The 14,032-nt window shown below is 70.7% G+C and carries 14 protein-coding genes; all 14 read right to left on the reverse strand.

Going from position 1 to position 14,032, the window contains the following annotated elements; all coding sequences use genetic code 11:
• Position 1 precedes the first annotated feature (1 nt).
• Entirely contained in the window at positions 2-706 is a 705-nt protein-coding gene (gene pcaH, locus ACFHPP_RS05520) for a protocatechuate 3,4-dioxygenase subunit beta (protein ID WP_437162264.1), read from the reverse strand.
• Positions 703-1,845, reverse strand: a complete 1,143-nt coding sequence (gene pcaDC / locus ACFHPP_RS05525; RefSeq protein ID WP_437162265.1) for a bifunctional 3-oxoadipate enol-lactonase/4-carboxymuconolactone decarboxylase PcaDC — start codon at positions 1,843-1,845, stop codon at positions 703-705. The genes pcaH and pcaDC overlap by 4 nt, the downstream gene beginning before the upstream one ends.
• A 69-nt stretch (positions 1,846-1,914) precedes the next feature.
• Entirely contained in the window at positions 1,915-3,123 is a 1,209-nt protein-coding gene (gene pcaF, locus ACFHPP_RS05530) for a 3-oxoadipyl-CoA thiolase (protein WP_437162266.1), read from the reverse strand.
• 53 nt (positions 3,124-3,176) lie between these two features.
• A complete protein-coding gene (locus tag ACFHPP_RS05535) occupies positions 3,177-4,499 on the reverse strand; it encodes a TRAP transporter large permease (protein WP_437162267.1) in 1,323 nt (440 codons plus the stop codon).
• Positions 4,499-5,011 carry a TRAP transporter small permease gene (locus tag ACFHPP_RS05540; RefSeq protein ID WP_437162268.1) on the reverse strand — a complete coding sequence of 171 codons (513 nt, stop codon included), beginning with the start codon at positions 5,009-5,011 and terminating at the stop codon, positions 4,499-4,501. Before ACFHPP_RS05540 ends, ACFHPP_RS05535 begins: the two co-directional genes overlap by 1 nt.
• 103 nt (positions 5,012-5,114) lie before the next feature.
• Positions 5,115-6,158: a TRAP transporter substrate-binding protein gene (locus ACFHPP_RS05545; RefSeq protein WP_437162269.1), complete on the reverse strand. Its 1,044-nt coding sequence runs from the start codon at positions 6,156-6,158 to the stop codon at positions 5,115-5,117.
• Positions 6,159-6,236: 78 nt separating this feature from the next.
• On the reverse strand, positions 6,237-6,845 hold the full coding sequence (locus ACFHPP_RS05550; RefSeq protein WP_437162270.1) for a 2-dehydro-3-deoxy-6-phosphogalactonate aldolase: 609 nt from the start codon (positions 6,843-6,845) through the stop codon (positions 6,237-6,239).
• Positions 6,836-7,699, reverse strand: coding sequence for a 2-dehydro-3-deoxygalactonokinase (locus ACFHPP_RS05555; protein WP_437162271.1), 864 nt, complete (start codon positions 7,697-7,699; stop codon positions 6,836-6,838). Before ACFHPP_RS05555 ends, ACFHPP_RS05550 begins: the two co-directional genes overlap by 10 nt.
• Positions 7,700-7,769: 70 nt before the next feature.
• Positions 7,770-8,675, reverse strand: coding sequence for an ABC transporter permease (locus tag ACFHPP_RS05560; protein ID WP_437162272.1), 906 nt, complete (start codon positions 8,673-8,675; stop codon positions 7,770-7,772).
• On the reverse strand, positions 8,665-9,474 hold the full coding sequence (locus tag ACFHPP_RS05565) for an ABC transporter ATP-binding protein (RefSeq protein ID WP_430671043.1): 810 nt from the start codon (positions 9,472-9,474) through the stop codon (positions 8,665-8,667). Before ACFHPP_RS05565 ends, ACFHPP_RS05560 begins: the two co-directional genes overlap by 11 nt.
• A 160-nt stretch (positions 9,475-9,634) precedes the next feature.
• Positions 9,635-10,489: a penicillin-insensitive murein endopeptidase gene (gene mepA / locus ACFHPP_RS05570; protein WP_437162273.1), complete on the reverse strand. Its 855-nt coding sequence runs from the start codon at positions 10,487-10,489 to the stop codon at positions 9,635-9,637.
• A 4-nt stretch (positions 10,490-10,493) separates the two neighbouring features.
• A complete protein-coding gene (locus ACFHPP_RS05575; protein ID WP_437162274.1) occupies positions 10,494-10,784 on the reverse strand; it encodes a hypothetical protein in 291 nt (96 codons plus the stop codon).
• A 54-nt stretch (positions 10,785-10,838) separates the two neighbouring features.
• Positions 10,839-12,278, reverse strand: coding sequence for an HlyD family type I secretion periplasmic adaptor subunit (locus ACFHPP_RS05580; RefSeq protein ID WP_437162275.1), 1,440 nt, complete (start codon positions 12,276-12,278; stop codon positions 10,839-10,841).
• A complete protein-coding gene (locus tag ACFHPP_RS05585; RefSeq protein ID WP_437162276.1) occupies positions 12,275-14,032 on the reverse strand; it encodes a type I secretion system permease/ATPase in 1,758 nt (585 codons plus the stop codon). Before ACFHPP_RS05585 ends, ACFHPP_RS05580 begins: the two co-directional genes overlap by 4 nt.

Below are 14,032 nucleotides of genomic sequence, written 5' to 3' on the forward strand. Positions count from 1 at the left end.
CTCAGGCGTTCTCGAAGGGGGTGGCGGCCTGGCCGCGGAGGGTGATGTCGAAGCGGTAGCCCAGCGCCCATTCGGGCTTCGTCACCTCCAGGTCGAAGACGGAGATGAGGCGGTGCCGGGCGACCTCGTCCGCCGTGCTGTTGAACACCGGGTCGAGCGGCAGCAGCGGATCGCCGGGGAAATACATCTGGGTGATCATGCGCTGCGCGAAGCCGGCGCCGTGCAGGCCGAAATGGATGTGGATGGGGCGCCAGGCATTGGCGTGGTTGCGCCAGGGATAGGCGCCCGGCTTGATGCTGACGAAGCTGTAGTTGCCGTTCTCGTCGGTAAAGACACGGGCGCGACCTTCGAAATTCGGGTCGAGCGGCGCGTCGTGCTGGTCGCGGGCATGGTGGTAGCGGCCGCTGGAATTGGCCTGCCAGACCTCCACCATGGCGCCGCGCAGCGGGCGGCCGTTCTCGTCCATCACGCGGCCGGCGACGATGATGCGCTCACCCATCGCGCTGCGGCCGCCGAGCTGGGACATGTCGGCCTGCGGCGTGAAGACCGCCGGGTCGAAATGCGGGGCGCTCGCCTCCGTCAGCGTGGTCGGGATGTGGACCAGGGGCTGCCTCGGGTGGCGCTTGTGCGTGCTGCCATAGGCCGGCGCGTCGTAGGGCGGCTGGGTGCCGGGGATGGGGTGGCGGTAGGGTGCCGGGTCGCTCATGGCGTTTCCTTCAACACGGCCTTGGCAATCTTCAGCGCGGCGTTGGCGGCGGGCACGCCGGCATAGGCGCCGACCTGGAGCAATACCTCGCCGATCTCCTCCGGAGTCACGCCGGTGTTGCGTGTCGCGCGGATGTGCAGTTCCAGCTCCTCATGCCGGGCCAGCGCCGCCATCATGGCGATGCTGAGCAGGCTGCGGGTGTGGCGCGTCAGGCCCGGCCGGGTCCAGATGCCGCCCCAGACATTGGCGGTGATCCAGTCCTGGAACGGCGCGTCCAGCGGCGTGACGTTGCCGGAGGCGCGGGCGACATGCGCCTCCCCCAGCACCGCCTTGCGGACCGCCAGGCCGGCTTCGCGGCCCGCCGGTGGCGCCAGCGCGGCAAAATGGGCCAGGATTGCGGCTGTGCTGGCCTCGGGGAATTCCAGGGTGGGCAGGTGGCCGGCGCCGTCGATCTCGGCGTAGCGGCTGCCGGGGATGGCCGCCTGGACGTCGCGGGCGACCTCGGGCGGCGTCGCAATATCGACGGTGCCGACCAGGACGGTGGTGGGGCAGGTGATGTGGCCGGCGACCTGCGCCGCACGGGCATCGCGCAGCGCGGCGGCGGAGCCGGCATAGCCGCGGCGGTCCGTGCGCAGCAGCATCTGGCGCAGGCCTTGCGAGGAGGGCAGATCAGGGTCGGCGACCCAGCGCGGCATCACCACCTCCACCAGCGCCTGGGTGCCGATCTCCATCACCGCCTCGATGCGGTCCTGCCAGGCCTTGGGCGGCAGGAATTCCAGCGCGGTGTCCATCAGGATCAGCGACAGCACGCGGTCCGGTGCCTGGGCGGCGACCTGCATGGCGATGCGCCCGCCGATGGACAGGCCGAGCACATGCGCCCTGCGGACCCCCAGCGCATCCAGCAGCGCCAGCGCATCGTCGGCGTGCAATTCCATCGAGTAGTCGCCATCGGTCACGCCGGACAGGCCGTGGCCGCGCAGGTCCATGCGGATGACGCGGTGCGTGCGGCACAGGGTTTCGACCTGCGGCGCGAAGACATGCATCGATGTGCCGATGGAATGCAGCATCAGCAGGGGAGGCGCCTCCTCCGGCCCCTCCACCGTGGCATGCACGACGATGTCGCCCAGCTTCAGAAACATCCCGGCTCCCCACGCGGCTGCGGTGTTTGTATCACCCGTAAGCGCGGTGCGTGAAGGCGGGTGGCTGGGTCAGGCGCGTTCCAGAATCATCGCGATGCCCTGGCCGACGCCGATGCACATGGTGACCAGGGCATAGCGCGCCTTTCGGTTGTGCAATTCCTGCACCGCGGTCTGCACCAGCCGGGCGCCGGACATGCCGAGCGGGTGGCCGAGGGCGATGGCGCCGCCGTTGGGGTTCACGTGCTCCGCATCGTCGGGCAGGCCGAGATCGCGGGTGACGGCGAGCGCCTGGGCGGCGAAGGCCTCGTTCAGCTCGATCACGTCGATGTCGCCGAGCGTGAGGCCGGCCTTGGCGAGCACGCGCTTCACCGCCGGCGCGGGGCCGAAGCCCATGATGCGCGGCGCGACGCCGGCGGTGGCGACGGAGACGACGCGGGCGCGCGGCGTCAGGCCATGGCGGCCTGCGGCGGATTCGCTGGCGACCAGGATAGCGCAGGCGCCATCATTGACGCCGGAGGCGTTGCCGGCGGTGACGCTGCCGCCTTCCTTGCGGAACGGCGTGCCCAGCTTGCCCAGCGCCTCCATCGTGGTGTCCGGGCGGGGATGTTCGTCGGTGTCCACCACGATGGGATCGCCCTTGCGGCGGGCGATGGAGACCGGGACGATCTCCTGGGCGAAGCGGCCGGAGGCGATCGCCTTGCCGGCGCGCTGCTGCGAGCGCCAGGCGAAGGCGTCCTGGTCAGCCCGTGAGATCTGGAAATCCTGCGCGACGTTCTCTGCCGTCTCCGGCATCGAATCGATGCCGTGGGCCGACTTCATCTTCGGGTTGACGAAGCGCCAGCCGATGGTGGTGTCGTAGATCTCGGCGCTGCGGCTGAAGGCCTCGGCGGACTTGCCCATGACGAAGGGCGCGCGGGTCATGCTCTCGACGCCGCCGGCCAGCATGAACTCGGCATCGCCCGCCTTGATGGCGCGGGCGGCGATGCCGACGGCGTCCATGCCGGAACCGCAGAGGCGGTTGACCGTGCTGCCGGGGATCGATTCCGGCAGGCCGGCGAGCAGGGTGGACATGCGGGCGACGTTGCGGTTGTCCTCTCCGGCCTGGTTGGCGCAGCCGAAGATCACGTCCTCCACCGCGGACCAGTCGAGGTCGGGGTGGCGGGCCATCAGGGCGCGGAGCGGCACGGCGCCGAGGTCGTCCGGCCGGACATCCTTCAGGGCGCCGGCGTAGCGGCCGATCGGGGTGCGGGCGGCGTCGCAGATGAAGGCGTCGGCCATGGTCGGGTTTCCCTCAAGCTTTGTGCCGTTCGTGGCCCCGGCAGGCGCCCGCGTCAACTCAGCAGGTTCACCAGCCACAGGCTCAGCACCGGGAAGGCGACCAGCAGGCCGAGACGCAGGACATCCATCGCCAGGAAGGGCAGCACGCCGCGGTAGATGCGCGTCATCGGCACGTCGCGCGCCAGGCCGGAGACGACGAAGACGTTGAGGCCGATGGGGGGTGCCGTCAGCCCGATGCCGACGACGACCAGCACCAGGATGCCGAACCAGATGGCGGTTTCCTCCGTCGTCAGGCCGAAATCCAGTGCGGTGACGACGGGGAAGAACACCGGCAGGGTCAGCAGCATCATGGCCAGCTCGTCCATGACCGCGCCGAGGATGATGTAGACCAGCAGCAGAATTCCCAGGATGACATAGGGAGGAAAATTCTGCTCCGAGATCCAGAGGCCCAGCAGGTCCGGCGCCTGCGACAGCGCCAGGAAGGCGTTGAAGATCTCGGCGCCCAGCAGGATCGCAAAAATCATCGCCGTGGTCTCGGCGGTGGCGAACAGGCTTTCGCGGATCTGGCGCGGGCCGAGCGTACGGCGCAACAAGCCGACGGCCAGGGTCGCGATGCAGCCGATGGCGGCGGATTCGGTGGGGGTGAAGACGCCGCCATAGATGCCGCCGACGACGATGACGGCAATCGACAGCACCGGGATGACATTGAGGAAGGCGCGGCGGCGCTCCGCCGGGCTCGGCGCGTCCGCCGGCGGGCCAAGCTTCGGGTTCCGCTTCACCACGATCATGATGGCGATGATATACAGCGTCATCGCGATCAGGCCCGGGACCAGCGCGGCCATGAACAGCTTGGCGATGTTCTGTTCCGTGCTGATCGCATAGATCACCAGGATGACGCTGGGAGGGATCAGGATGCCGAGCGTTCCGCCGACGGCGATGGTGCCGGTGGAGAAGCCCGGGTCGTAGCCGAAGCGCCGCAACTCCGGCAGGGCCGCGCGTGCAAAGGTGGCGGTGGTGGCGACGGAGCTGCCGCAGACCGCGCCGAAGCAGGCGCAGGCGCCGATGACGCCCATCGCCAGGCCGCCGGGCTTGCGGCCGATCAGTGCATTGGCCGCCGCGAACAGGTCCCGCGCCAGGCCGCCACGTTCCGCCAGCGCGCCCATCAGGATGAACAGCGGGATGACCGACAGCGTGTAGTTCGCGAACAGGTGGTAGGGCGTCGTCTTCATGTAGTTGCCGAGCGCCGCCCAATCCAGGACGTGGACGTAGCCGCCGACACCCACCAGCAGCATCGCGAGGCCGACCGGGGCGCGGAGCGCGATGAGGGCCAGCAGCACGGCGAAGCCGGTCAGCGCCAGGGCGAATTCCGGTGCCATCAGGCGCGACCGCCCGACGCTCGCCCGGAGAGAAAACGCCAGGACCACAGCAGGGCGACAAGGCCCGTGACCGCGAAGGCGAAGGCGCCGATGGCGACGGCCCACCAGTAGGGCAGGGCGAGCAGGCCGATGGTGCGCATGCCGTTGCGCAGCGTCTCGATGGCCCCGAGGCTCATGCGTTCCGCCAGGAACAGGGTGACGGCGGCCCAGACCAGCATCCAGAACCCATCGATGCGCGACGTCACGGAGGCGGGCAGCCAGCCCGTGAAGCTGTCCACCAGGATGTTGGCGCGCATCAGCGTGCCATAGGCGAGGAAGCCGAAGACGGCGACGCCGGCGGCGATGGAGACCATCTCGAAATCGCCGCGGATCGGCTGGCTGGTGAAGAAGCGCAGGACCACGCTGATGCTGGTGATGCTGGCGGCCGTCAGCAGCGCGATGCCGCCGAGGAAGGCCAGCGCACGGGCTATGAACGGGATGGGGCCACCGGGGGGGGCTTCGACATTGGACATGGGCCGGCGGTCCTGGGTGGGGGAGGGGCTGCCGTGATGGGCGAGGTCTGCGCGGCCCCCTCACCCCACCCTCTCCCCCTTGAAGGGGGAGAGGGCTTCAGGGTCAGGTGCTGTGCTTGGCGATCAGGCGGCGGGCATCGGCCAGCAGCGCCGCACCGTCGAAGCCTCGCTCGGCGGAGGCGGCGACCCAGCTGTCGATCACCGGCTTCGTCGCCTCGACCCAGCGCTGCTTCTCCTCGGCGGAAAGCTGCACGATGGTGTTCTGGCGGCGGCGCTCGACCGTGGCGCGCACCACGGGGCCCTGCTCGTCCCAGGGCTTGGCGGCCATCTCGGCGGCGACCATGCCGGAATTGGCGTCCAGTACCGTGCGCAGGTCGGCCGGCATCGCCTCGTACTTCGCCTTGTTCATGGCCAGCACGAAGGTCGCCGAATAGAAGGTGGGGTTGCCGAGGATCTCGGTGTGGTTCGTCACCAGTTCCTGCAGCCGGATGGAGGGCACCACCTCCCACGGCACCACGGCGCCGTCGATCACGCGCTGGGACAGGGCTTCCGGCACCTGCGGGATCGGCAGGCCGATGGGGGCGGCGCCGAGGGCGCGCAACGCCTCCCCGGCCTGGCGGGTCGGGAAGCGCAGCTTCAGGCCGCGCAGGTCCTCCAGCTTCGTGACCGGGCGGTTGGCGTGGATGACCCCGCCATCATGCGCCCAGGCGACGATGGTGTGGACGTCGCTGAATTCCTGCCGGAGATGGCTTTCGAAGAATTCCCAGCACGCCTTGGCGTTCGGCGCGGCCTGCGGGTGGGCGATGAAGGGCAGTTCGAACACCTCGATCCGCGGGAAGCGGCCGGGGGTGTTGCCGGGCAGGGTCCAGACGATGTCCACCACGCCGTCGCGCGCCTGGTCGAACAGCTGCGGCGGGGCGCCGCCCAACTGCATCGAGGGGAAGATCTGGATGCGCAGGCGGTTGTTGGACTCGGCCGCGACCTTCTGCGCCCAGGGCATCAGGAAGTGGCGGTGTACGTTGGCGACCGGCGGCAGGAAGTGGTGCAGGCGGAGCGTCAACTCCTGCGCGCTGGCGCTGCGGATCAAGGCCGGTGCGGCGAGCAGGCCGGCGCCGAGCCGGGCCAGATGGCGGCGTTGGATGGTCATGGTGGCAGCCCCCCTTTCGGTCCGCGCCCTGGTCGCGGCAAATTGTTATAGGACAGAAGGATGCCCTGCCCGGGTGGCTCAGGCAAGGCGCAGCGTGGCGGCCTTGGCGGCGACGGCGGCGGCGCTGTCGCCCGGCCGGTAGATGGCGCTGCCGATGCCGAATCCGGCCGCGCCGGCGGCGCGCCAGGCCGGGATGTTGCCGGCATCGATGCCGCCGACGGGCAGGATGCGGGTGCCGGGGGGCAGGACGGCCAGCATCGCCTTCAGCATGGCGGGCGAGCCGGCCTCCGCCGGAAACAGCTTCAGGCCATCGGCGCCGGCCTTCAGCAGCGCGAAGGCCTCGCCCGGCGTGAAGAAGCCGGGGATGGCGATCATGCCCTCGGCCTTGGCGGCGCGGACCACGGCCGGGTCGGCGTGCGGCGTGACCACCAGGCGCCCGCCGACGGCGGCGATGCGGGCGCAGTCGGCCGGGTCGGTCACGGTGCCGGCGCCGATCAGCGCATCCTCGCCGAAGCGGGTCGCCAGCAGGCGGATGCTCTCCAGCGGGTTGGGCGAGTTCAGCGGCACTTCCAGCACGGTGATGCCGGCGGCGACCAGCGCCTCGCCAACGCCAATGGCTTCCTCCGGCTTCAACCCGCGCAGGATCGCGACCAGCGGGCAGGCCGCGAGCCAGTCCTTCAGACCCATCCGAGGCTCCTGCCGATATGGGTGAGGCCGGACGCGACCAGGTCCGGGTCGTGCCGCGTCACCGTGATGCCGCGCCGGACCAGCGCCGCCTCGTACAGATCCGAGAGATGCGCGGCGCCGGCGAGGTGGACGGCGGTGACGCCATCTGCCGCGGCCGCGATCTCGTGGCCGATCAGCAGGCCGGAGAGGAAGCTGCGGGTTTCCGCCGCCGCCAGCCGATCCATCAGGTGCAGGGTCCGGGCGCCGAACAGATGGTGCAGCAGGCCGCCCGGCTGGCGGGCGCGGTCGACGCCGCGGGCGAAGGCCGCTGGCTGGTCGGGGCCGTCCTCGCTGGTGCGGGCCAGGATGGTGTGCTGCGACAGGGCGGCGAAGGTCTCGCCGGTCATGTGGGTGGTGAAGCCGGTGACGCGGCCGGAGTCCAGCCGCGCCCATTTGCTATGGGTGCCGGGCAGGCAGGCGAGGCCGGTGCCGACGGTATCGGCGAGCGCAACCAGCTTGGTCTCCTCGCCGCGCATCACGTCGGGGATGCCGGCGGAATCCTCCGTCGCGAGGCCGGGGACCAGGCGGCACTCGGCACCTTCGAAGGGCACCGGGACGGTGGCAGACGCGATCTCGGCCGGGCCGGCGGGGCAGCGGAGGTAGGGCGCTTCCAGCCAGCCCTGGCGGCTGCCGACCATGCCGCAAAGCAGGACGTGGGTCTCGCCGTCATCGAGCCAGGGTCCGATGGCGTCCCGCAGCGCGGCTGGGAAGCCGCCGGGTGAAACGGTGAGGATACCAGCCGGCCGGTCGATGCGGTCCGGCGTGCCGATGCGGTAGGCACGCAGGCTGGTGGTGCCCCAATCGACTCCGATCATTGCCCGGCCCCGCGTTTCATCCCGCCGAGGGCATGCGCCCGCGGCGGTTCCCAGGCAAGGGGGGCGGCGGTCAGACGCCGGCCACGGTGATCTGCTGGTCGTTCTGGCCGCGCATCGCCCAGCCCGTCGTGCGGTTCTCGATGGCCACGGCGGCGACATACATCGCGACGCCCATGATCGCGGTGACGATCAGCCCGGCGAAGACCAGAGGCACGTCGAAGCGCGACGAGGCCAGGATCATCAGGTGGCCAATGCCTTTGTTGGCGGCCACCGTCTCCGCGATGATGGAGCCGACGAAGGCGACGGTGATGGCGATCTTCAGCGAGGCGAAGAAATACGGCATCGCCCGCGGCAGGCCGACCTTGCGGATGATGTCGGAGGGCTTTGCGCCGAGCGCGCGCAGCACGTCGCGCAGCTCCGGCTCCACCGTCGCGATGCCGGTGGCGACGTTCACCACGATCGGGAAGAAGCTGATCATGAAGGCGGTGATGACGGCCGGAACCGTGCCGATGCCGAACCAGATCACCAGGATCGGCACCACGGCGACCTTGGGGACGGAGTTGAAGCCGATCAGCAGCGGATAGAGGCCATGGTAGAGCAGCGACGAACTGCCGATGGCGACGCCGAGCAGCAGGCCGAACACCACGGCCAGCCCGAAGCCGATCAGCGTCGTCATCAGCGTCTGCCAGGAATTGTCCAGCAGCGGCACCCACCACTTTACCATGCTGGCGGCGATGTCGGTCGGCGCCGGCAGCACGAATTGCTGCACGTTGAACGCCTTCACCCCGGCTTCCCACACGACGAACATGCCGATGATGACCAGCCAGGGCAGCCAGGCCTGGAGCCGGCGGCGGCGTCGCTGGGCCAGCGCCATGGCCTGCAGGCGGCGCATCGCCTCCGGCGACATCGTGGCGTCGGCACGGGCCGGGGCGGGTTTCGCCGTGGCGGGCGCCGGGATTGCGACGTCACTGGCCATGGACAACCTCCTCGCCCTTGCGGGCCGCGCTGATGTGTTCCCGCAGATCATGCACCAGGCCGACGAAATCCGGCGTGTAGGTGGTCTCCAGCGTGCGCGGCCGCGGCAAATCCACCACGCGCTCCGCGATGATGCGGCCGGGGCGGGAGGACATGACCAGCACGCGGTCCGCCAGGTAGGCGGCCTCCCGCAGGTCATGCGTCACCAGGATCACCGTCGGCTTCCGCGCCATCCAGACGCCCTGGAGCACCGCCCACAGATCCTCCCGCGTGAAGATATCGAGCGCGGCGAAGGGCTCGTCCAGCATCAGAAGGGCCGGTTCGTGGATCAGCGCGCGGCACAGGCTGGCGCGCTGCTGCATGCCGCCCGAAAGCTCGTAGGGGAATTTCTTGTCGAAGCCGCCGAGGCCGACGAGCTTCAGCAGGTCCTGCGCCTTCTGCTCATACATGCTGCGCTGGCCGCGCAGCAGGCGGCGATGCGGCTCCACCACCTCCAGCGGCAGCATCACGTTGTCGATGATGTTGCGCCAGGGCAGCAAAGTGGGGTTCTGGAAGGCCATGCCGGCGATGGACAGCGGACCATCCACTTCCTGCCCCGCCACCAGCAGCGTGCCGGCGCTGGCGGGCCACAGGCCGGTGACCAGGCGCATGAGGGTCGACTTGCCGCAGCCGGAGGGTCCAACGACGGCGATGAACTCGCCCTTGCCCACAGAAAGCGTCGCCCCCTGTAGCGCGAGCGTACCCTCCATGCCGCCATAGCGCATGGCGACGCCGCTGATTTCGACGAAAGGTCGTTCCATTCGGATTCCCCGGACCCGCCACCGGCGGGCCTGTTGCGCACGGTCCTGTGTGCGACAGAGCAAGGCTCCGGCGCAAGCAGCCAGGCGGCGTCGCGGGTGGGTTGTCGGACGTTCCAAGGCGAAAGCTGCTGCGGAATCAGGCAGGCTGCCGCCGGTTCGGTCAGGGGGAGGCCAGGACCGCGGCGCAGGCCAGGGGCAGCCGTGGTGGCGGGGTCGGGCGCGCGGGTGGCCGGCGGGGCGGGTTGCGGGCTTCCTCCGAGAACCACCAGTCGAGCGAGGCGTCGCAGCCATCGCCGGGCGGCGGCGGCGCGATGCCCCGGCATTCGGCCTCGCCGGCTGGGCAGCGCAGCCGCAGATGCATGTGGCTGTCATGGCCACGCCAGGGCCGGACCTGGCGCAACCAGGCGGCGCCGCGGTGATCGGCACAGAGCCGGCGCTTGATGGCCGGGTTCACCAGCAGCCGGTCGAGGCCCGGCGCCTCGGCGGCAATGCGGATCAGGGTGGCGTGGCGGGCGGTCCAGCGGGCCGGGTCCACATCCAGCCCATCGGCGCGGACCAGGGAGGGGATGCTGAGGTCCTCCCGCTGCGCCGCCGGCACGCGCGGCTTCGGCCGCAGGTCCAGCCAGATATCGGCATCCAGCCCCGACTGGTGGCTGGCATGACCCCAGGGCATCGGCCCGCCGCGGGGCTGCGACAGGTCGCCGATCCACAAATCGGGCAGGCCTGCGGCACGCGCCCGGCCGGCGATGTGCGCGACCAGGGCAATGGTCTCGGGGTGGCCCCAGTGGCGGTTGCGCGAGGTGCGGATCGCCTGCCAGCCAGGGCCCTCCGGCGGCAGGGCGAGGGCACCGGCGAGGCAGCCGAGGTTGGTGGTGCCGATGCTGCGTGCCGGGCCCGGGGTGGGGCGCGGTGGGGCGGCCCAGTCCGCGGCCCGGGCCAGCGGGGCCTCCAGCCCAAGGGCGGGCAGCGGCGCGACGAGGAGGGCAAGCAGCGACCCCAGGATGAGCCGCCGCATGCCGTCAGCCGTTGAAGCGGAAGGCGCCGGACACCTGGTCGGGCTGGCTGGACTGCTCCGCCGGGGCGGCGGCCGCCGCGGCTTCCTTGGCACGGGCCTCGAGCTGGCGCGTCACCTCCACCAGCACCCGGGCCAGGTTCGGCAGTTGCAGGACCGGCACCACCACCAGGGCGGAGGGGTCCGGCTTGCCGTCCTTGGTGGCGCCGGTCTGCGCGCCGAGCGTGATGCGGGCGACGCCGCTGGCGACATGGACGTCGATGATGCCGTCGCCGAAGACGGTGGGAATGCCGGTCATGGTGTCTCTCCTGGGAAGTCTCGGCGGCAGTCTAACGGTTGCGCAACGACATCACTACTGCTCCCGGAACGCGCGGTGGAAGCTGTCGATCAGCGGTTGCAGCATGTAGCGGGCGAAGGTGCGCTCGCCGGTCTGGATCTGCGCCTCCACCGCCATGCCGGCCCGCAGGGTGATGCCCTCGACCGCACGGATCTGGTCCTCGTCGAGCTGGATCTGCACGCGGTAGTAGCTGGTGCCGCGACGCTCATCCTCCGTCACGTCGGAGGCGACGTAGGTGACCTGGCCGTGCAGGAAGGGAACCAGGCGCTGCTTGAAGGCGGGCAGGCGCACCTCCGCCTGCAGGCCGTTATGCACCACGTCGATGTCGTTCGGCTGGACATGCACCTCCGCGATGATGCGGTCGCGCGTCGGCACCAGGTCCAGCACCGGGTCGCCGGGGCGCAGCACGGCGCCGACGGTGAAGACGCGCAGGTTCAGCACCGTGCCGGCCTCGGGGGCCGTGATCTCGAGGCGGGTGGAGACATCCTGCGCGGCGCGCAGCCGCTCGTCGGTCTCGGAGAGGCGGACGCGGACCTCCCGCAGTTCGGTGGAGGCTTCCTGGGTGCGCTGGGTGGTGATGCGCTCCATCTCGCGCTCGGATTCCTCGATCTGGGCACGGGACCGGACCATCTGGTTGGTGATGTCCGCGATGTTGCCGTCGACCGAGGCGACCTGGCGTTGCAGCGCCAGCAACTGCGGCAGGCGCGCGAGGCCCTGGCGCAGCAGTTGCGCGGTATTGGTCTCCTCCGCCCGCAGCAGCACCAGCATGCGGCGCTGGGCGTCCATCTGGCCCTCGGCGGAGGCGATGGTGGCGCGGTGCTGGTCGATGCGCGAATGCAGCACCTGCATCTGGCTTTCCAGCGCCTGGCTGCGCGCCTGGAACAGCGCGCGCTGGCCGGTGACGACCTCCACCGCCCGCGGATCGCGCGAGGCGAGCAGGTCCGCGGGAAAGGCGATCTCGCGCGCACCGTCGAGTTCGGCGGCCAGCCGCGCATCCTGCGCCAGCAGTGCCCAGCGCTGGCTGCGCAGGGTTTCGGTGGTCTGCGCCGCCTGCGGCTGGTCGAGGCGCATCAGCACCTGCCCGGCGGTGACCACGTCGCCGTCGCGCACCAGGATGTCGCGCACGATGCCACCTTCGAAATGCTGCACGGTACGGCGGGTGCCCTCCACCTTCAGCAGGCCGGGGGCGATGGAAGCCTCGGCCAGCGGCAGCAGGCTGGCCCAGAGGCCGAGGCCGATGACGAAGACGAAGGTGATGAAATAGCCGAGCGTCATCGGCACGCCGGTGCGTGGCCGCGGCGCGTCCAGGATCAGCTCATCCTCGGGCGGCTGCCAGAGGGCGGGCGGGCCGCCGGCGGCCCGCGGTGCCAGGGCCTGGCCCTTGGGCGCGGGCGCCGGTGCCGGAACCGGTGCCGGAACCGGGGCGATCTGGCCGATCGGGATGCTGCTGCTCATCGCTCGCCTCCGGCCGTGCGGGCCTGCTGGACGATTTCCTGCGGGCGGTTGCCCTGGGCCAGGCGCTTCAGCACCTCGGCGCGCGGGCCGAAGGCCTCTGCCGCGCCGTCGCGCAGCAGCAGCACCTTGTCGACGCCCTGCACCAGGGTCGGGCGGTGGGAGACCAGGATGACGGTGGTGCCGTTCGCCTTCAGCGCCTCCAGCCCCCGGATCAGCGCCTGCTCGGCGTCGCCGTCCAGGTTGGAGTTCGGCTCGTCCAGCACGACGAAGCGCGGATTGCCGAACATGGCCCGCGCCAGGCCGATGAGCTGGCGCTGGCCGCCCGACAGGTGCTGGCCGCCATCGCCGATCTCGGTGTCGTAGCCCTGCGGCAGGCGCAGGATCATCTCGTGGCACCCGGCCAGCCGCGCGGCCTCGAACACCGTCTCCGGCGGTTCCTCCCGCATCCGGCTGATGTTCTTCATTATCGTGCCGTCGAACAGCTCCACATCCTGCGGCAGGTAGCCGACGTAGCGGCCGAAATCCTCCCGCTGCCAGGTGAAGACGTCGGCGCCATCCAGCCGCACGGTGCCGGCGGCGGGGGCCAGCGTGCCAATCAGCAGCCGGATCAGCGTGGTCTTGCCGGCGGCCGACGGCCCGATGATGGCGAGGCTCTCGCCGGCGGCAAGGTTGAAGGTGACGCCCTTGATGATGGCGACCGCCTGGCCGGGGAAGCCGAAGGTCACGCGCTCGGCGGAGATGCGCCCCTCCGGCGCCGGCAGCGCCATGCCCGGCGGGCGGATGCGCGGCTGCGCCAGGAAGCCGAGCAGGCGGCGATAGGATTGGCGCGCCTGCACCAGCTGCTTCCAGCCGCCGATCATCTGTTCCACCGGGGCCAAGGCGCGGCCCATGATGATGGAGGCGGCGATGGAGGCACCGGCGGTCAGCTGCTGTTCCAGCACCAGGTAGGCACCGACGCCGAGCACGCCGACCTGTACAACGAGGCGGGAGAAGCGGGTGATCGACAGCAGGATGGCGGCACGGTCCGCCGCGCGTTCCTGCGGCGGCATGGAGGAGGCGAGGCCTTCGCGCCAGCGGGCGAGCACGGCGGGCGCCATGCCCATGCTGTCGATCACCTCCGCGTTGCGGACCATGCTTTCCGCGCGGCGCTGGCTGGTGATGGAGGCGGTGCTGGCCTGGCGCACCAGTGACCCGGTGGCCCATTCATTGGCCAAAGTCAGCAGGAACAGCATCGCCGCGCCGGCCAGCGCGATCCAGCCCAGCATCGGGTGCAGGGCGAAGATGACGGCCAGGTAGATCGGCACCCAGGGCACGTCGAAGACGGTGAGCGAGGCGGGGGAGCCGAGCCAGGCGCGGCAGGCGCCGAGGTCGCGCAGCGCCTCCATCCGGTAGGGCCGGCCGCGGAGCTGGGATTCGATGGCGCGCAGGAAGGCCTCGGGCGCCACCTTGCCCTCGATCCAGGACGCCAGGCGCTGCATCACCTGGCCGCGCAGGCCGTCGAGGATCGCCATGATGAGCAGGGCGAAGATCGCGATCACCGTCAGGTAGTACAGCGTGTCGATGCTGCGGGAGCCGAGGACGCGGTCGAAGACCTGCATCATGTACAGCGAGACGGTGAGCTGCAGCAGGTTCACCACGCCGCTGAACAGCGCGACGCCGACGAGCTGCCGACGGCTGGCCGCGATGGCGCGCGACAGCACGGTATCGGGCGCACGGTCCTGTGCGCCGGGCAGCAGCGGCATGGGGCGGGACAT

Origin of the sequence: Falsiroseomonas sp. E2-1-a20, from assembly GCF_051433195.1 — a bacterium.
In the GTDB taxonomy this organism is placed as follows: Bacteria; Pseudomonadota; Alphaproteobacteria; order Acetobacterales; family Acetobacteraceae; genus Falsiroseomonas.

Coding starts and splice junctions, on each gene's coding strand:
- pcaH (WP_437162264.1), bottom strand. CDS start 706: ATGAGCGACCCGGCACCCTACCGCCACCCCATCCCCGGCACCCAGCCG.
- pcaDC (WP_437162265.1), bottom strand. CDS start 1,845: ATGTTTCTGAAGCTGGGCGACATCGTCGTGCATGCCACGGTGGAGGGG.
- pcaF (WP_437162266.1), bottom strand. CDS start 3,123: ATGGCCGACGCCTTCATCTGCGACGCCGCCCGCACCCCGATCGGCCGC.
- ACFHPP_RS05535 (WP_437162267.1), bottom strand. CDS start 4,499: ATGGCACCGGAATTCGCCCTGGCGCTGACCGGCTTCGCCGTGCTGCTG.
- ACFHPP_RS05540 (WP_437162268.1), bottom strand. CDS start 5,011: ATGTCCAATGTCGAAGCCCCCCCCGGTGGCCCCATCCCGTTCATAGCC.
- ACFHPP_RS05545 (WP_437162269.1), bottom strand. CDS start 6,158: ATGACCATCCAACGCCGCCATCTGGCCCGGCTCGGCGCCGGCCTGCTC.
- ACFHPP_RS05550 (WP_437162270.1), bottom strand. CDS start 6,845: ATGGGTCTGAAGGACTGGCTCGCGGCCTGCCCGCTGGTCGCGATCCTG.
- ACFHPP_RS05555 (WP_437162271.1), bottom strand. CDS start 7,699: ATGATCGGAGTCGATTGGGGCACCACCAGCCTGCGTGCCTACCGCATC.
- ACFHPP_RS05560 (WP_437162272.1), bottom strand. CDS start 8,675: ATGGCCAGTGACGTCGCAATCCCGGCGCCCGCCACGGCGAAACCCGCC.
- ACFHPP_RS05565 (WP_430671043.1), bottom strand. CDS start 9,474: ATGGAACGACCTTTCGTCGAAATCAGCGGCGTCGCCATGCGCTATGGC.
- mepA (WP_437162273.1), bottom strand. CDS start 10,489: ATGCGGCGGCTCATCCTGGGGTCGCTGCTTGCCCTCCTCGTCGCGCCG.
- ACFHPP_RS05575 (WP_437162274.1), bottom strand. CDS start 10,784: ATGACCGGCATTCCCACCGTCTTCGGCGACGGCATCATCGACGTCCAT.
- ACFHPP_RS05580 (WP_437162275.1), bottom strand. CDS start 12,278: ATGAGCAGCAGCATCCCGATCGGCCAGATCGCCCCGGTTCCGGCACCG.
- ACFHPP_RS05585 (WP_437162276.1), bottom strand. CDS start 14,032: ATGTCCCGCCCCATGCCGCTGCTGCCCGGCGCACAGGACCGTGCGCCC.